The sequence below is a fragment of the Stenotrophomonas sp. 2619 genome, from assembly GCF_040548725.1.
Lineage (GTDB): Bacteria > Pseudomonadota > Gammaproteobacteria > Xanthomonadales > Xanthomonadaceae > Stenotrophomonas > Stenotrophomonas maltophilia_AP.
The window spans coordinates 406,455-423,312 of sequence record NZ_JBEPSF010000001.1 but is presented as its reverse complement, the minus strand read 5'-3'; the positions used below and the strand labels follow the sequence as shown (position 1 = coordinate 423,312).

Here is a 16,858-nt window from a genome sequence, read left to right as displayed (position 1 = left end):
AAACCGCCACGCACTATTGCGGGACGGAGCTTTTGTTGCCTTGCGATGTGCGACACCGCCGATGGGCTGGCGGCTCTCCTGTACAACGGATCAGGCACCCGAAACCGGAAGCAGATCCAACACATTGGCAACGACTGCGTCGATGCCGATGCCACTGGTGTCGATGATGACGGCATCGTCTGCCGGCTTCAGGGGCGCCACTGTGCGCTGTGCATCACGGGCGTCGCGGGCCATGATCTCGCGCAGGAGGTCTTCAAAGTTAACAGAAACCCCCTTGTCTTTCAACTGCTTATGCCGGCGCCCGGCACGCTCCTCGGCGCTGGCGGTCAGGAAGACCTTGAATGGGGCGTCGGGGAAGATCACCGTGCCCATGTCGCGGCCGTCGGCGACCAGGCCGGGCAGAACCCTGAATGCGCGCTGGCGCTCTTTCAAGGCGGCCCGCACCTCCGGGATGGCCGCAATGGCCGAGGCCAGCGCGCCGGTGGTCTCCAGGCGCAGCTCATCGGTGGCATCGGTATCGTTGACCACCACCCGCAGCCCGCCATCGGCCGATTCGACGAACCGGACATGGGTATCGAAGGTGCAGCGCACCAGCGCCGAGGCGTCGGAGGTGTCGATGTCGGCCCAGCTGGCGGCCACGCCCACGGCGCGGTACAGGGCGCCAGAATCCAGGTAATGCCAGCCCAGGCGGCGTGCGACAATGCGGCTGACAGTCCCCTTGCCGGCCCCGGACGGGCCGTCGATGGTGAGCACGGGAGGAAGCTGGTTCATGGGTTTCCCTGTGGAATGGACCGCCCATTCTAGCCCCCGCCCGGGGGCGCCCGAGACCTTTTTCGTGCAACCACTTGAAAGGATGGAAAAAAGACCGGTACAATTGCGGGCTTGAACGGGCGTCACCTGCCGATTGTCATCTGCATATCGCGGCCGCGCTCCAACCGAATCCAACGTTTACGCCGAGGTATGCAATGAAAGTCCTGTCTTCCCTGAAGTCCGCCAAGGCTCGTCACCGCGACTGCAAGGTCGTCCGTCGCCGTGGCAAGATCTTCGTGATCTGCAAGTCGAACCCGCGTTTCAAGGCTCGCCAGCGCTGAGCCTGAAGGCGTCACGGCCCCACGGCCGCGACCAACCTGAATAAAAAACCGCCTCCGGGCGGTTTTTTATTGCCGTTTTTGTTGTAATCGCCGGGTGGGCCACGACCGTCGGTCGTGGCCTCTTCCGTATTCTTGACCACTGGGGAGTAGATCGAGATGAAGCGTTACCTGACCACCCTGCCGTTGCTGGCCCTGCTGGCCTGCGCCAGCGCCCATGCCGACACGCTGCTGATCGACCGCAGCCAGGAAAAGCCCGCCACCGCCCTGCCCGTCCGCGGGCAGAGCATGCAGCAGGTGCAGTCGCAGTTCGGGGACCCGGGCGAGCGCCTGGAACCGCGCGGCGGACAGAAGCGCCAGTGGCCGACCATCAACCGCTGGGTGTACCCGCAGTTCACCGTCTACTTCGAAAAGCAGAAGGTGATCGACGTGGTGGCCAACAAGGCCGACGCCAACGAGGTCGGCCCGAAGCCGCCGATCCGCTGATTCTTTCCTTTCCCCCGCCCGCCGCACGGCGGGCCATCGCACCGAGACCATGAACGACACGCTCCGCTTTCCGGCCGAATGGGAAACCCAGTCCGCCATCCTGATCGCCTGGCCCCACGCCGACACCGACTGGGCCGACCGCCTGGGTGACGTCGAGGACACCTACATCGCCCTGGTGGCGGCCATCACCCGTTTCCAGCCGGTGCTGATCATCGTTGCCGACGATGACCTGGAGGCCTACGCCGATGCGCGCCTGCGCTCCAACCGGATCGACATGGACCGGGTCCGGTTCGTCACCGCGCAGTACGACGACACCTGGCTGCGCGATTCGGGCCCGATCACGCTCAAGCGCGCCGACGGCGGCTTCCGCCTGCTCGATTTCCGCTTCACTGGCTGGGGCGGCAAGTTCGACGCAAGCCTGGACGACCAGCTGGTCGGCGTCCTGCACGCCGCAGGCGTGTTCGCGCCGAACGCGGAGGTGCAGAGCATTCCGTTCGCACTGGAAGGCGGCGGGATCGAAACCGACGGTGCGGGCACGCTGCTGACCACCTGGCAGTGCCTGCACGAGCGCCACCCGGACCGCGAGCGCGCCTCGCTCAGCACCGACCTGGCCGGCTGGCTGCAACAGGATCGCGTGCTGTGGCTGGACCACGGTTACCTGGAAGGCGACGACACCGACGCCCACATCGACACGCTGGCACGCTTCGCCTCGGTGGACAGCATCGTCTACCAGGCCTGCGATGACAGCAGCGATTCGCACTTCGCCGAACTGCAGGCGATGGGCAACGAACTGGCCGCGCTGCGGACCGCCGACGGTGCGCCGTACCGCCTGTTCCCGCTGCCGTGGGCACAGCCGGTGATCGACGAGGGCCGCCGCCTGGCCGCGTCCTACGCCAACTACCTGATCCTCAACGGCGCGGTGCTGATGCCGGCCTACGGGGATGTCGCCGACGAAGCCGCCCGCGCGGTGCTGGCCCAGGCCTACCCGGACCGCGAAATCGTCCCGGTGCCGTGCCGCTCGCTGATCTGGCAGAACGGCAGCCTGCACTGCATCACCATGCAGTTGCCGGAAGGGTTGCTGGCGTAACGCCACCCCTGATCGACGTACCACCTGGCGCCGGGCCTTGCCCGGCGCTTTTGGTTTTCGGCGAAGCGCGGGCGTCTGCCTGCCCGCTGGGCTGGCCGTTGCTCTCCCGTGGCCGCCTGTACACCGTCGGGGGGGTCGGCGGGGACATTCACAGGCCACGGCGGTCCGCGTGGCGTGGTGAGGCAGCCGGGCAGAGCCCGGCGCTACGGATGCGTTCCAGCCGGGCAGAGCCCGGCGCTACGGATACGTTCCAGCCGGGCAGAGCCCGGCGCTACGGATACGTTCCAGCCGGGCAGAGCCCGGCTCTACGGACGGGCATCGCCGCGCATTTAGCGCCCAGCACGCTGCGTGCACCCATCCGCGATAAACTGCGTTTTTCCCCCTGCAGGACCGCACCCGGATGAGCTCACGCCACACCCTTTCCGTCGCCCTGATCCAGGAGCGCAACCACGGTGACGCCGCCGCCAATCTGGCCGTGATCGAAACGCGCGTGGCGGAAGCGGCCGCCCAGGGTGCCAAGCTGATCCTGCTGCAGGAACTGCACAACGGCGCGTACTTCTGCCAGCACGAATCGGTGGACGAATTCGACCTGGCCGAGCCCATCCCCGGCCCCAGCACCGAACGCCTGGGCGCACTGGCCAAAAAGCACGGCGTCGTCATCGTCGGCTCGCTGTTCGAACGCCGTGCCGCCGGCCTGTACCACAACACCGCCGTCGTCTTCGAAAAGGACGGCACCCTGCTGGGCAAGTATCGCAAGATGCACATCCCGGACGATCCGGGCTTCTACGAAAAGTTCTACTTCACCCCCGGCGACCTCGGCTTCACCCCGATCGACACCTCCGTCGGCCGCCTGGGCGTGCTCGTCTGCTGGGACCAGTGGTACCCCGAAGCCGCCCGCCTCATGGCACTGGCCGGCGCCGAACTACTGCTCTACCCCACCGCCATCGGCTGGGACCCGGACGACCAGCAGGACGAACAGGGTCGCCAGCGCGATGCCTGGGTCCTCAGCCACCGCGGCCATGCCGTGGCCAACGGCGTACCGGTCCTGAGCTGCAACCGCGTCGGCCATGAAGCCTCGCCGCTGGGTGCCTCGGGCATCCAGTTCTGGGGCAACAGCCACGTGCTCGGCCCGCAGGGCGAGTTCATCGCCGAAGCCGGCGGCGAGCCCACCGTGCTGCTGTGCGAGGTCGACCTGCAGCGCAGCGAGCACGTGCGCCGCATCTGGCCGTTCCTGCGTGATCGCCGCATTGATGCATACGGCGACCTGCTCAAGCGCTACATCGACTGACCCCCAGGACCCCCCACCCCGTGACCGTGCAGCTGCGCGACGCCCGCGACACCGACATCGATGCCATCACCGCGATCTACGCGGTGGAGGTCACCGACCTGGTCAACACCTACGAGTACGACGTGCCCGACGCGGCGGAAATGCAGCGGCGCATGCACGACATCGTGGGCCGTGGCTTTCCCTACATCGTGGCCGAGGTCGATGGCCAGGTGGCCGGGTATGCCTACGCCAACACCTACCGCGGGCGCATCGCCTACCAGTGGACCGTGGAAAATTCGGTCTACGTGGATGCTGCCTTCCAGGGCTGTGGCGTCGGCACCGCGCTGATGCAGGGTCTGATCGACGCCTGCGTCGCACGCGGGTACCGGCAGATGGTGGCGGTGATCGGTGAGCCGACCAACACCGCCTCGATCAAACTGCACGAGCGCTTCGGTTTCCACACCGTGGGCATTTTCCGCGGCCTCGGTCGCAAGCATGGCCGCTGGCTGGACACCGTCCAGATGCAGCGTGCGCTCGGCGATGGTGCCGACAGCGCCCCTTCGAATGAATGATGCAATGACTGAACCCCAACTCGATGACACCGGCGACACCCTGTTCGCCGGCCAGCCCGTGCGCGTGGTCGAACGCGACGGCGTGCGCTACACCCTGCTCGGCACCGCGCACGTGTCCCAGGCCAGCGTGGAAGCGGTGGAACGGGCGATCGGCAGTGGCCGCTTCGACGCCGTCGCCGTGGAACTGGACGCCCAGCGCCTGCAGGCACTGACCAACCCTGATGCCCTGGCCAAGCTGGATCTGGTCGAGGTGATCCGCAAGGGTCGCGTGGCGCTGTTCGCCGCCAACCTGGCGCTGGCCGCCTACCAGCGTCGCCTCGCCGAGCAGCTCGGCATCGAACCGGGCGCCGAACTCAAGCGTGCGGTGACCCTGGCCAACGAACACAACCTGCCGGTGCACCTGATCGACCGCGAAGTGGGCCTGACCTTCAAGCGCGCCTCGCAGCGGCTGGGGTTCTTCGGCCGGATCAAGCTGGTGATGGGCCTGGGCGCCGGCCTGTTCGCGTCCGACGAGGTCGGCGAGGACGAGATCGAAAAGCTCAAGCAGGGCGACATGCTGGAAGCCAGCTTCGGCGAGTTCGCCAGCGAAAGCCCTGCGCTGTATGAAACCATCATCGGCGAGCGCGACCGCTACATGGCCACGCGCCTGCGCGAAGTGCACGACCCGGCCCAGCGCGAGGTGCTGGCGGTGGTCGGTGCGGGGCACCTGGCCGGCCTGGCCAAGTACCTGGAAACCGACACCGATGCCCCCGGCCCGCTGCGCGAGTCGCTGGAAGCGGTGCCGAAGAAGCGCAACATTCCGTGGATCACCTTGACCATCCTGGCGGTGGTGCTGGCCGGGATTGCAGTGGGCTTCTACCGGGGTGGCCTGGGCATGGGCGGCGAGCTGCTGCTGACCTGGGCGATGTACACCGGCGGCCTGGCGGGCCTGGGCTGCCTGCTGGCGGGCAGCCATCCGCTGAGCATCCTGACCGCGATCGTGGTCGCGCCGTTCAAGCCGTTCCGGTTGAGCATTCCGACCGGCGCGTTCGCCGCGCTGGTGGAAACGCGCCTGCGCAAGCCGGCGTATGAGGATTTCCTCAAGCTGCGCGACGACGCGCAGAGCGTGAAGGGCTGGTACCGCAACCGGGTAACCCGGGTGGTGTTGACCTTCATGCTGACCAACCTGGGCAGCATGCTGGGGCTGTGGCTGACCGGCCTGCAGGTGTGGGGCAAGGTGGCCGGGTAAGCGCTGCGCGCCGACAACAGAAAAAGGCCACGCACTGCGTGGCCTTTTTTTTGTACCGGCCAGCGTCCGGTGTCCAAGCATTCCGGGAAGCCGGCCAGCGGCCGGCACTACCGGATTCTGTGGTGCCCGGCCGCTTACGCGGCCGTTGCTGCTTCGCCCTTGGCCGGCAGGCCGCGGGCGCGGCGGATGATGCGCGACACCGCGCTGCTCATGTCGTCGAGCATGGCGTAGATGGTCGGCAGGAACAGCAGGCTGACCACCGTGGAGAACGCCAGGCCGCCGGCGATGGCGCGGGCCATCGGGTAGTACGGCGGGCCGTCGCCGAGCAGCTGGGTGTCGGTCAGCGAGATCGGCACCATCGCCAGGATGGCCGTGCCCATGGTCATCATGATCGGGCGCAGGCGCTCGCGTGAGCCTTCCACCAGCGCCTGGGTGCGGCCCATGCCGCGCCTGCGCAGGTTGTTGATGTGCTCGATCATCACGATGCCGTTGTTCACCACCACGCCCATCAGCACCAGGATGCCGATGAAGGACATGATCCCGAACGAGGTGCCGGTGATCCAGAACAGCCAGAACACGCCGAAGATCGAGAACAGCACGCCGCTCATGATCGCCGCCGGGAACAGCAGCGATTCGAACACCGCGGCCATCACCACGTAGATCATCACCAGCGCGATGATCAGGTTGAACAGCATCTGCTGCATGGCCTCGTTGTCGTTGCCGTAATCGCCGCCGTCGAAAGTGAAGGTGTACCCGGCCGGGAAGCTCATCGGCGTGAGGGTTTCCTCCATCGCCTTGCGCGCTTCCGGCGCGGTGACCTTCTCGGCCAGGTTGGCCTTGATGGTCAGCGTGGTCTGGCGATTGGTGCGCCCCACCTGCGTGGCCGACGGCTTGATCGAGACATCGACCAAGCTCAGCAGCGGCACCGAGCGACCGTCGCCGGTGCGCACGGTGAAGCTGGCCAGGTCTTCCGGGCTGCTCTGCTCGGCCCCGGCGAAACGCACCCATACCGGCACTTCGCTGTCACCGCGGCGGAACTCGCGCATCGGCGCGCCACGCAGGGCCAGGCCGACGAAGCTGGCCACCTGTTCGGCATTGAAGCCGAACGCGGCCGCCCGTTCGCGGTCGACGTGGATGGACAGCTCGCTGCCCTTCTCGCCGTTGTCGATGCGCACGTCGCGCAGTTCCTTGCGCCGCGCCAGCAGCGGTACCACGTCTTCGCCGATCTCCTGCAGCATCTTGGTCGAGTCGCCCACCAGCTGCACCTGCACCGACTGGTTGCCACCGCCACCACCGCCGTCGCCGCCCTGGTTGCCCACGATGTAATCGGTGCGCGCCGAGCGCGGCAGGCCCTTGCGCAGCGCCTCCTGCACGGCGGGCAGGTTGTCGGCGTGCTTCTCGTCGAAGGTCACGGTGGTGCTGCTGCCTTCCTGCTCGCTGTACCAGGAATAGACCTGGGTGATGTGCAGCTTTTCGCGGTTCTCGTCCAGGTAGCGTTCGACGCGGGCGACTTCCTCGGACATCTGGCTGTAGGTGTAGGCACCCTTCCAGTTGTAGCCGATGAAGATGTCCTTGCCGCCTTCGCCGCCAAACATGTCGATCTTGGTCAGCTTCATCGGCACCAGGCTGATCAGCACCACCATGAGGATGCCGAACACGCTCCACCCGCGGTGCTCCAGCGTCCACTGCAGCACCTTGGCGTAACGGCGCTGCAGGCGGGCGATCACCCCGGTTTCCGAATGCACCAGCTTGGGCGTCTGCATGCGGGCGGACAGCATCGGGATCAGGCTGACCGCGACCAGCCACGAGGCCAGCAGCGACACCGAGATGGTGATCGCGATCTGGGCCATGAAGATGCTGATGTTGTTGGTTTCGCCGAACAGGTTGGGCACGAACACGATGCAGTGGCACAAGGTGCCGGCGCTCAGCGCGATGGCCACGTTGCGGGTGCCGATGATCGAGGCCAGCCGCGGCTGGTCGGGCATGCGCTCGCGTTCCTGGTAGATGCTCTCCACCACCACCACCGCGTTGTCCACCAGCATGCCCACCGCCAGCAGCAGCCCCATCATGGTCAGGATGTTGAGGGTGACCCCGGCGAAGTACATGAAGCCCAGCGTGATCACGAAACAGATCGGGATGGCCAGGGTCACCATCAGCGTGGACGGCCAATGGCGCAGGAAGAAGAACAGCACCGTCACCGACAGCAGCAGGCCGACCGCGCCGGCCTCGGCCAGTTCCAGCAGCGAGGAGGTCACGGTCTTGCCCTGGTTGTTGATGACCTTGATCTGCACGTCGCGCATCGACGGCTGGGTGCGGATCGCCTCCACCTCCGCCAACGCAGCGCGCGAAACCTCCACCAGGTTGGCGCTGCGCTCCTTGTAGATGTCCAGGCCCACCGCGGGATTGCCGTCCAGGCGACGACCGTAGTTCATGCGGGTGGGCTTGAGCCGGATCTCGGCGATATCGCCCAGGCGCAGGCCCTTGGTGTCGATCACCAGGTCGCGCAGCTCCTGCAGGTCGGTGATTTCACCCACCGGCTGGATCCGCACGCGCTGCCCGTTGTCGTCGATCTGCCCGGCGGAGATCGAGAAATTCAGCGTGCGCAGCCGGTCGCTGAGCTCGTTGATGCTCAGGTTGTGCGCGGTGAGCCGATCAGGGCTGATCGCGATTTCCACCTCGTTCGGCGGTGCGCCGGAGATGTTGACCCGGGCCACGCCGGGGATGCGTTCGATGCGCCGCTTGAACTCGCGGTCGAGCATGTCGTACGCGCCGGTCAGGTCGGTGCTGCTGGCCAGCCGCACCTTGAGCACCGGTTCGTCGCTGCTGGACCACTTGAACACGTTGTAGCGCTGCAGGTCGTCGGGCAGGTCGCTGCGGATCGCATCGATGCGCTCACGCGCATCGGAGGCGGCAATGGCGATGTCGCGGTCCCAGTCGGTGAACTCGATGAAGATGCTGGCGCCTTCGGAGGTGGCCGAGGAGCGCATGCGCTTGATCCCGGTCATGGTGGCCAGCGCTTCTTCGGTGGGGCGGATGATGTTGCGCTCCACCTCCTCCGGGGTCGAACCGGTGTACGGCACCTGCACGAACAGGAACGGCGCGGAGATGTCCGGCAGCGCTTCCAGCGGCAGCCGGAACGAGGCGATCAGGCCCACCACCACCAGCGACACGAAACACATGATGGTGGTGATGGGGCGGCGGATGGAGAACTCGGCGATGCTCATGCCGGCTCCTGCGCAGCGCCGCCAGCGGGCTCGACGTGGCCGGCGTGCTTGCGGCCGCGCTCGCGGTAATACGCATCACCGCGACGGTCGAGCAGGTCGTACACCACCGGGATCACCACCAGGGTGAGCAGCGTGGACACCAGCAGGCCACCAATCACGGTGATCGCCATCGGGGCGCGCACTTCGGCACCCTCGCCCATCGCCACCGCCAGCGGCAGGAAGCCGAACAGCGTGCACAGCGTGGTCATGATGATCGGACGCAGGCGCGAGCGCGCGCCTTCCACCAGCGCCTCCTGCTTGGGCACCCCGGCCTCGCGCAGCTGGTTGACCTTGTCGATCAGGATGATCGCGTTCTTGGTCACCAACCCCACCAGCAGGATCAGGCCGATGAACACCACCACCGAAATCGGCTTGCCGGTGAGCATCAGGGCCAGGATCGCCCCGACCAGCGCCAGCGGAATGGTGAACAGGATGACGAACGGGTGCAGTAACGACTCGAACTGCGAGGCCATCACCAGATACACCAGGAAGATCGCCAGGCCGAACGCGAAGATCAACGAACGCGCCGATTCAGCCAGTTCCTCGCCCTGCCCGCCGATGTGCATGCCTACACCGGCGCCCAGCGGCTGCTTGGCCACCATGTCGTGCACCTCGCGCACTGCGCCGCCCAGATCGATGTCGCGCAGGTTGGCCGAGACCACTGCCACGCGGGTCTGGTCAGCGCGATGGATCTCGCTGGGACCGTTGGTGGCGACCACTTCGGCCACCGCATCCAGCGTGACCGGACGGCTGCTGCCCGGGTTGACGATCAAGCGACGGATGCTCTCCACGCTGGCGCGGTCGCCTTCCTGCGCACGCACCAGCACGTCGATCTTGCGGTCGCGGAAGCTGTAGCGGGTGGCCACGTCGCCGCGCACCTTCTTCACCACCACATCGGCGATCTGCCGGGTGGTCAGGCCCAGCGCACCGGCGCGTTCCTGGTCGAAGCGGATCTGGATTTCCGGGAAGCCCTCTTCGACCGTGGATTTGACGTCGGCGTAGTGCGGGTTGTTGCGCAGCATCGCAGCGAGCGCCTGCCCGGCGCGCTCCAGCGTGGCCATGTCCTGGCCGCGCAGCTCCACTTCCAGCGGCGTGGAGAAACTGAACGGCGCCGGCCGTGCGAAGTCGACCTGCACGCCGGGGTGCTGCTGCATCGAATCGCGCAGGCGCTCGGTGATGGCCGCCTCGGTGCGCGCATCGCCGCCACCAGCCATCACCACGGTGAGTTTGCCGATGTTCTCACCGCTTTCGGTCGGGCTTGCATCCAGCCGCGTGCCACTGCCACTGACGCCATACAACGACGCGATCTGGTCGTCCTTGGCATGGGCCAGCTGCAGTTCGCGGACCAGCGCATCGGTCTGCTTCAGCGGCGTGCCGGCCGGCAGCTTGGCGGTCATTTCGAAGCGGTCCTGGGCCAGCTGCGGGATCAGGTCGGCACCCAGCATCGGCACCAGCGCCATGGTGGCCACGAAGGCCAGCGCGGCAAAGCCCAGCACCTTGCCCGGATGATGCAGCGCGCCCGGCAGCAGCTTGAGGTAACCGCGTTCGGCGCCCGCGTAGGGCTTCATCGCCACGTCGCTGGCCTTGCGCATCACCGGACCGACCACGGCCACGATGCCGCGCCACACACGGATGATCGCCCAGGCTACGCCGAAGCAGGCCCAGCGGACCAACGCACCGACGCCGCGGCGACCACTGGCCACCGGCTTGAGCCAGCGCTTTTCAGGCTGCCATGCCGCGTGCGCCGGCTCGTCCGGGAACGCCAGCGGCGGGCGGCCCTTGAGCGAGCTCAGCATCGGAATCAGGGTCATCGACACCAGCAGCGAGATCGCAATGGCGATCGCCACGGTCAGCGCCTGGTCGCGGAACAGCTGCCCGGCGATGCCATCGACGAACACCAGCGGCAGGAACACCGCAATGGTGGTCAGGGTCGAGGCGACCACCGCCATGCTCACTTCGCGGGTACCGGCAATGGCCGCCTGCAAGATACCCAGGCCGCGCTCGCGCGCCTTGGCGATGCTTTCCAGCACGACGATCGAATCGTCCACCACCAGGCCGGTGGCCAACGCCAGACCGCCCAGCGACATCACGTTGAGGCTCAGGCCCATCTGGCCCATGAAGAAGAACGTGGTGATGATCGAGACCGGCAGCGACAGGCTGATCACGAACGTGCTCCAGCCATCGCGCAGGAACAGGAAGATGATCAGGATGGCCAGCAGGCCGCCGATCACCGCGTCTTTCTTGACGTCGCTGATGGCGTGTTCGATGAAGCGCGACTGGTCTTCGATGGTGGTGAGCTGGGCGTCGCCGGGAATCTGCGCCTTGATCTGCTCCAGCTTCGCGCGCAGCGCCTCGGCGGTGGCCACGGTGTTGGCATCGCCTTCCTTGTAGATCGCCAGTTCCACCGCTTCCTTGCCGCCCAGGCGGATGATCGCCTCGCGTTCCTTGTAGCCCTGGCGCACGCTGGCCACGTCCTTCAGCCGCACCGGCACACCATTGGCGATGGTCGAGGAACTGCTGCTGGACGCACTCTGCGCGGCCGAGGCGGCGGCCACCGCCGCATCGGACCCGGTCGACGCGGCAATGGCGAACATCTGCTGCATGGCCGCGTCGGCGGCGCTGCCATTGCTGCCCTGGGTGGTCACCAGCAGGTTGCGGATGTCCTCCAGGTCGGCGAACTGGTTGACGGTACGCACCAGGAAGCGCTGAGAGCCTTCCTCCAGGCGACCGCCGGAGATGTTGATGTTCTCTTCCTTGAGCCGCTTGATCACGTTGTCGATCGGCAGGTTGAGCTGGGCCAGCTTCTGCTGGTCGATGTCGACCTGGATCTCGTCTTCCAGACCGCCGCCCACCTTGACCGCGGCCACGCCGGCCACCGGTTCGAGCTTCTTCTTCAGGTCTTCATCGGCATAGCGGCGCAGCTCGGTGAGCTGGCGGACCACATCGGCATCGGTGGCGGCGTCGGCCTTGGCCGAGATCACCAGGCGCATGATCGGTTCGGTGGACGGATTGAAGCGCAGCAGCACCGGGGCCTTGGCCTCCAGCGGCAGGTTCAGCGCTTCCATCTTGTCGCGCACCTCCAGGCTGGCCTGGTCCATGTTGGTGCCCCAGGCGAACTCGAGCACCACATCGCTCTGCCCGGTACGCGAGACCGACTTGAGCTTGCGCAGGTTCTTCACCACGCCCACGGCCTCTTCGACCGGTTCGCTGATCAGGGTTTCAATTTCGGTGGGGGCCGCGCCGGTGTATTCGGTGCGCACGGTCAGGGTGGGATAGCTCAGGTCGGGCAGCAGGTTGACCTTGAGGTTGCCCAGCGCGATGACGCCGAACAGCATCAGCGTCACCGTGCACATGGCGATGGTGACGCGGCGGCGGGTGGCGAATTCCACCAGCCCCCCGCCCTGTGCGCCCGGGCGGTCGCCGGGGTGCGGATCGTTACCGTGGTCGTTGCCGGCCGACGTCATTGACGGCTCTCCGCCTTCTTCGCCGGTTGCGCCGATGCGGTGGCGGTGGCCGGCTTGGCGCCGATCACCTGCACGGCGGTGCCATCACGCAGGGCCACCTTGCCGGCGGTCACCACCTGGTCGCCTTCGGCCAGGCCCTCGCGGATTTCCACCCACGGGCCTTCGGCATAGCCGAGCTTCACCGGCACCCGCGCCACCTTGCCGGCGCGCACCCGGAACACCGCCGGCTCGCCATCGTCGAGCAGCGCCAGGCGCGGCACCACCAGCGCGTCGGCGCGCTGGTCGTAGTCGATGCGGATACGGCCGAACATGCCCGGCTGCAGGCCCTGCGCGTCTTCACCGAAGCCACTGACCACGCGGAAGGTGCCGCTGCCGGCGTCGACCACCGGCGAGATGCGGTCGACCACGCCGGGGAACGACTTGCCCGGCAGCGCATCGGCCACCAGCGTCACCGGCTGGCCGGCGCGCAGCGTGGCCAGTTCGCGTTCGGGCACGTTGAGGGTGGCCTCCAGGCGCGAGTTGTCGATGATGCGGAAGATCGGCGTGTTGATCTGCACGAAGTTGCCGGTCTTGATCGAGCGCGAGGCGATCACGCCGGAGATCGGTGCGACCACGGTGGTGTAGGACAGTTCCAGCGTGGCCAGGCGGTACTGCGCCCGGGCGTTTTCCACGTCGTACTTGATCTGGTCCACATCGGCCGCGCTGACCATCTGCTGGCCGATCAGTTTCTGCGCACGCTGGTAGTTGTTCTCCAGCTTGCGCATCACCGCTTCGCTCTGCGCCACGGCCAGGCGCGCACGGTCCGGGTCCAGGCGCACCAGCGGCTGCCCGGCACGCACGGCCTGGCCCTCTTCGACCAGCACCGCCAAGGCCACACCGGAGGTCTTGGCCACCACCTGCGATTCGGCGCGCGCTTCCAGCGCGGCGGTGCCGGTGTAGCTGGCGGCGACGGCGCGACGGCTGGCGGCCACCGCCTCGACCGGCACGGCGTCGACGGCTTTTTCAGCCTTGGGATCTTTTTCGGCGGCTTGCGCATCGGCGGTGCCGGCGCCGGCGCCGCAGCCACTGAGCAGCAGCGAGGTGGTGATCAGCAGGGCAGCGGCGCAGGTTCCGGTGCGGCCGTGCAGGAAAGAAATTCGCGACATCGTCGTGTCCCTGAGGGATGCGTAGGCAGGTGTGGTAGCAAAGTAATGCACCACGTCACGATCACACCATATCCCAAAGGTCATGGTGACCTGCGGCGACGCCCGCGCCGCCCCCCCGGTTTCAGCTAGATGAAAACGCAGGCTATACTCGGGCCAGTTCCGTACCCCACGCCGGAACGACCAGACCCGTACACCGGAAAGGACATCATGCGCCCGCAGCCGCTCGCCGCTTGTCTTCTGGCCGTCCTCCTGCCCCTCGGGGCCGCCGCACAGGCCGCAACTGCTCCAGCAGTACCCGCCGCACCTGCCGCACCCGCCCCTGCCGCCACCCCGCCCGCCCCCGCCGCTCCGGCTGGGTTGACGGGCAGTTTCGACAATGGCCGGGTACTCGCCTACACCTGCCAGGGGTGCCACGGCATCACCGGCTACAAGAACGCCTACCCCAGCTACCGAGTGCCCAAGATTGGTGGGCAGACCCAGCAGTACCTCAGCCAGGCGCTGAGCGAGTACCGCCAGGGCAAGCGCAAGCATCCGACGATGCAGGCGCAGTCCATGAGTTTCAGCGAACAGGAGATCGCCGATCTCGCTGTTTACCTGTCCACCGTCAAGTAAGCACCGCCCATGACGAAAGCCGCGCCCTTCAAGCGTTATGCCATCGCCCTGTCCGTTGCCCTGCTGCTGGCTGCGTGTTCGCAGTCGCAGGTGGAAAACAGCGCAGATTCCGCCGCCGATCCGGGCCACGCCAGTGGCGAGCACGGGTCCGGCTCATCGGCCGGCCTACCCACCGGACGCATCGCCGCCGGCGAAGCCCGCGCCCAGGTCAAGGGCAAGGCCACCGGCCAGAGCTGCATCGACTGCCACGGCGCCGACGGCAACAAACCGATCGACGCGACCTACCCGAAGCTGGGTGGGCAGTACGGTGACTACCTGGCCCACGCATTGCAGGCCTACCGCGCCGGCGACCGCCAGCACGCGTTGATGACCCCGCAGGCGACCGACCTGAGCGATCAGGACATCGCCGACCTGGCCGCGTACTTCGGCTCACGGCCGACCCAGCTGCGGGATCTGCACGGGTTGAAGTGACGGCGGGCGCCCAGTGTCTGGTCGGGTGGGTCGTGCAGCCACGCATGGCGTGGCTCTACCCGGATTGTTGAACGGGTAGAGCCGACCGTTGGTCGGCTGCGTCCGCCCGGCGCCATGAACACCCACCCGGTAGAGCCGACCGTTGGTCGGCTGCGTCCGCCCAGCGCCATGAACACCCACCCGGTAGAGCCGACCGTTGGTCGGCTGCCTGTCGTCTGGCGTCATGCAGGTGTGACACGAGCCGGGCAGAGCCCGGCTCTACGGGGTTACGCGTCCAGTTCTTCCCAGCGCGCGTATGCCGCATCCAGCTCGGCCTGCACCTTGGCAAGCTTCGCGTTGTGGGCGGCCATGTCGGGCGCGCTGCGCTGGTAGAACGCCGGGTCGTTCATCGCGGCGGTGAGGCCTTCGACGTCCTTCTCCAGGGTCTCGATCTTCAGCGGCAACTGTTCCAGTTCGCGCGCATCCTTGTAGCTGAGCTTGCGCTTGGCCGCGGCCGGTTCGGCCGGTGCTGCCGCAACCGGGGCGGCCGGCTTGCCCGCCACCGCAGGTGCTGCGGCAGCGGCCGCCGCCACGCGCTCGGCCTGGCGCTGCCAGTCGCTGTAGCCACCGATGTATTCGCCCACCACGCCGTCGCCTTCCATCACCATCGTGGAGGTCACCACGTTGTCGAGGAAGTCACGGTCATGGCTGACCAGCAGCAAGGTGCCGCTGTAATCGCTGAGCAGCTCTTCCAGCAGCTCCAGCGTTTCCACGTCCAGGTCGTTGGTCGGTTCGTCCATCACCAGCAGGTTGGACGGCTGCGCGAACAGCTTGGCCAGCAGGAGGCGGTTGCGCTCGCCACCGGACAGGCGGGTGATCGGCGCGCGGGCGCGCTCGGGCGAGAACAGGAAGTCCTGCAGGTAGGCATGCACATGCTTGCGCTTGCCGTTGAATTCGATGAAATCGCGGCCTTCGGCCACGTTCTCGATCGCGGTCCAGTCTTCGCGCAGCACCGCACGGTACTGGTCGAAGTAGGCGATCTGCAGGTTGGTGCCGGCGCGCACTTCGCCGCTCTGCGGCTGCAGGTCGCCCAGCAGCAGCTTCAGCAGCGTGGTCTTGCCGCTGCCGTTGGGACCGATCAGGCCGATCCGGTCGCCACGCAGGATGACGGTACTGAAGTCCTTGACCATCACGCGTTCGCCAAAGGCGAAGGAGATGTCCTTGACGTCGATGACCTTCTTGCCGGAGTTCTCCGCCTGCGCCGCTTCCATGCGCACGTTGCCGCCCAGTTCGCGGCGCTGCGAGCGATCATTGCGCATCGCCTTGAGGCGACGCACGCGGCCTTCGTCGCGGGTTCGGCGGGCCTTGATGCCCTGGCGGATCCAGATTTCTTCCTGGGCCAGCAGCTTGTCGAAGCGCGCGTTTTCCTGCGCCTGCGCATTGAGGCGTTCTTCGCGGCGGCGTTCGTAGTTGGCCCAGTCGCCCGGCCAGCTGGTGACCTGGCCACGGTCGATCTCGACGATGCGGGTGGCCAGTGCGCGCAGGAAGCGACGGTCATGGGTGACGAACACCACGCTGCCGTTCCAGTTCTTGAGGAACATTTCCAGCCAGTCGATGGCTTCGATGTCCAGGTGGTTGGTCGGTTCGTCGAGCAGCAGCAGGTCCGGCGAGGACACCAGCGCGCGGCCGAGCAGCACGCGGCGCTTCATGCCGCCGGACAGGCGCGCGAATTCGGCTTCGCCGTCCAGGTCAAGTTTGGTCAGGGTTTCGCTGACGCGCTGGTCCAGGCCCCAGCCGTTGGCGGCGTCGATCTTGGCCTGCACGGCCGACAGGGCATCGCCGTCGAACTCGTCGGCCATGCTCAGGTGATGGAACTCGGCCAGCCACTGGCCCAGCTCGCCCAGGCCATCGGCCACCACGTCGAACACGCTGCCGGCGGCACCGTGCGGGACTTCCTGTTCCAGGCGGGTGATGCGCACCCCCTGCTGCACGCGGACTTCTCCGTCGTCGGGCTTGTGGTCGCCGGACAGCAGCTTGAGCAGGGTCGATTTGCCGGCGCCATTGCGACCGATCAGGGCGATACGCTCGCCCGGCTCGATCGACAGTTCGGCTTTTTCCAGCAACAGGGGGCCGCCGACGCTGAAGTCGACGTTTTGCAGAGTAATCAGAGGCATCCGACCATTGTACGGTGTGGCG

General features: G+C 67.0%; 13 protein-coding genes. 8 read left to right on the top strand and 5 right to left on the bottom strand.

What is annotated here, in order from left to right; all coding sequences use genetic code 11:
* Positions 1 to 90: 90 nt before the first annotated feature.
* Positions 91 to 771, bottom strand: coding sequence for a (d)CMP kinase (gene cmk, locus ABIA71_RS02015; RefSeq protein ID WP_354282909.1), 681 nt, complete (start codon positions 769 to 771; stop codon positions 91 to 93).
* A 194-nt stretch (positions 772 to 965) separates the two neighbouring features.
* Between cmk and ykgO the strand changes: the two genes are divergently transcribed.
* From ykgO to ABIA71_RS01985, 6 genes are all read left to right on the top strand, one after another.
* Complete coding sequence (gene ykgO, locus ABIA71_RS02010) at positions 966 to 1,091, top strand: type B 50S ribosomal protein L36 (protein WP_005409283.1); 126 nt, start codon at positions 966 to 968, stop codon at positions 1,089 to 1,091.
* Positions 1,092 to 1,247: 156 nt separating this feature from the next.
* Complete coding sequence (locus ABIA71_RS02005) at positions 1,248 to 1,574, top strand: hypothetical protein (RefSeq protein WP_038688813.1); 327 nt, start codon at positions 1,248 to 1,250, stop codon at positions 1,572 to 1,574.
* A 49-nt stretch (positions 1,575 to 1,623) separates the two neighbouring features.
* The gene (locus tag ABIA71_RS02000) at positions 1,624 to 2,661 is read left to right on the top strand and encodes an agmatine deiminase family protein (protein WP_354282671.1); all 1,038 of its coding nucleotides are present in this window, start codon (positions 1,624 to 1,626) and stop codon (positions 2,659 to 2,661) included.
* Between the two features lie 400 nt (positions 2,662 to 3,061).
* Positions 3,062 to 3,949 carry a carbon-nitrogen hydrolase gene (locus ABIA71_RS01995; protein ID WP_354282669.1) on the top strand — a complete coding sequence of 296 codons (888 nt, stop codon included), beginning with the start codon at positions 3,062 to 3,064 and terminating at the stop codon, positions 3,947 to 3,949.
* 20 nt (positions 3,950 to 3,969) lie between these two features.
* On the top strand, positions 3,970 to 4,500 hold the full coding sequence (locus ABIA71_RS01990) for a GNAT family N-acetyltransferase (protein ID WP_354282667.1): 531 nt from the start codon (positions 3,970 to 3,972) through the stop codon (positions 4,498 to 4,500).
* Entirely contained in the window at positions 4,493 to 5,728 is a 1,236-nt protein-coding gene (locus ABIA71_RS01985) for a TraB/GumN family protein (RefSeq protein ID WP_502960652.1), read from the top strand. Before ABIA71_RS01990 ends, ABIA71_RS01985 begins: the two co-directional genes overlap by 8 nt.
* Positions 5,729 to 5,862: 134 nt before the next feature.
* On the opposite strand, the gene ABIA71_RS01980 is transcribed toward ABIA71_RS01985, so the two are convergent.
* The 3 genes from ABIA71_RS01980 to ABIA71_RS01970 are packed head-to-tail and all read right to left on the bottom strand — an operon-like array spanning position 5,863 to position 13,600.
* Positions 5,863 to 8,952: an efflux RND transporter permease subunit gene (locus ABIA71_RS01980; RefSeq protein ID WP_354282663.1), complete on the bottom strand. Its 3,090-nt coding sequence runs from the start codon at positions 8,950 to 8,952 to the stop codon at positions 5,863 to 5,865.
* Positions 8,949 to 12,455 (bottom strand): efflux RND transporter permease subunit, encoded by a 3,507-nt coding sequence (locus ABIA71_RS01975; protein ID WP_354282661.1) that lies wholly within the window; start codon positions 12,453 to 12,455, stop codon positions 8,949 to 8,951. Before ABIA71_RS01975 ends, ABIA71_RS01980 begins: the two co-directional genes overlap by 4 nt.
* Positions 12,452 to 13,600: an efflux RND transporter periplasmic adaptor subunit gene (locus ABIA71_RS01970; RefSeq protein WP_354282659.1), complete on the bottom strand. Its 1,149-nt coding sequence runs from the start codon at positions 13,598 to 13,600 to the stop codon at positions 12,452 to 12,454. The genes ABIA71_RS01975 and ABIA71_RS01970 overlap by 4 nt, the downstream gene beginning before the upstream one ends.
* Positions 13,601 to 13,807: 207 nt before the next feature.
* On the opposite strand from ABIA71_RS01970, the gene ABIA71_RS01965 reads away from it, so the two are divergent.
* Complete coding sequence (locus ABIA71_RS01965; protein ID WP_354282657.1) at positions 13,808 to 14,212, top strand: c-type cytochrome; 405 nt, start codon at positions 13,808 to 13,810, stop codon at positions 14,210 to 14,212.
* A 9-nt stretch (positions 14,213 to 14,221) separates the two neighbouring features.
* Positions 14,222 to 14,683 (top strand): c-type cytochrome, encoded by a 462-nt coding sequence (locus ABIA71_RS01960; RefSeq protein WP_128097390.1) that lies wholly within the window; start codon positions 14,222 to 14,224, stop codon positions 14,681 to 14,683.
* Positions 14,684 to 14,949: 266 nt separating this feature from the next.
* Here ABIA71_RS01960 and ABIA71_RS01955 read toward each other — a convergent pair whose 3' ends face one another.
* The gene (locus tag ABIA71_RS01955) at positions 14,950 to 16,836 is read right to left on the bottom strand and encodes an ATP-binding cassette domain-containing protein (RefSeq protein ID WP_354282655.1); all 1,887 of its coding nucleotides are present in this window, start codon (positions 16,834 to 16,836) and stop codon (positions 14,950 to 14,952) included.
* Between the last annotated feature and the right edge of the window lie 22 nt (positions 16,837 to 16,858).

Coding starts and splice junctions, on each gene's coding strand:
- ABIA71_RS01970 (WP_354282659.1), bottom strand. CDS start 13,600: ATGTCGCGAATTTCTTTCCTGCACGGCCGCACCGGAACCTGCGCCGCT.
- ABIA71_RS01955 (WP_354282655.1), bottom strand. CDS start 16,836: ATGCCTCTGATTACTCTGCAAAACGTCGACTTCAGCGTCGGCGGCCCC.
- ABIA71_RS02005 (WP_038688813.1), top strand. CDS start 1,248: ATGAAGCGTTACCTGACCACCCTGCCGTTGCTGGCCCTGCTGGCCTGC.
- ABIA71_RS01960 (WP_128097390.1), top strand. CDS start 14,222: ATGACGAAAGCCGCGCCCTTCAAGCGTTATGCCATCGCCCTGTCCGTT.
- ABIA71_RS01975 (WP_354282661.1), bottom strand. CDS start 12,455: ATGACGTCGGCCGGCAACGACCACGGTAACGATCCGCACCCCGGCGAC.
- ABIA71_RS02000 (WP_354282671.1), top strand. CDS start 1,624: ATGAACGACACGCTCCGCTTTCCGGCCGAATGGGAAACCCAGTCCGCC.
- ABIA71_RS01985 (WP_502960652.1), top strand. CDS start 4,493: ATGAATGATGCAATGACTGAACCCCAACTCGATGACACCGGCGACACC.
- ABIA71_RS01995 (WP_354282669.1), top strand. CDS start 3,062: ATGAGCTCACGCCACACCCTTTCCGTCGCCCTGATCCAGGAGCGCAAC.
- ABIA71_RS01980 (WP_354282663.1), bottom strand. CDS start 8,952: ATGAGCATCGCCGAGTTCTCCATCCGCCGCCCCATCACCACCATCATG.
- cmk (WP_354282909.1), bottom strand. CDS start 771: ATGAACCAGCTTCCTCCCGTGCTCACCATCGACGGCCCGTCCGGGGCC.
- ABIA71_RS01965 (WP_354282657.1), top strand. CDS start 13,808: ATGCGCCCGCAGCCGCTCGCCGCTTGTCTTCTGGCCGTCCTCCTGCCC.
- ykgO (WP_005409283.1), top strand. CDS start 966: ATGAAAGTCCTGTCTTCCCTGAAGTCCGCCAAGGCTCGTCACCGCGAC.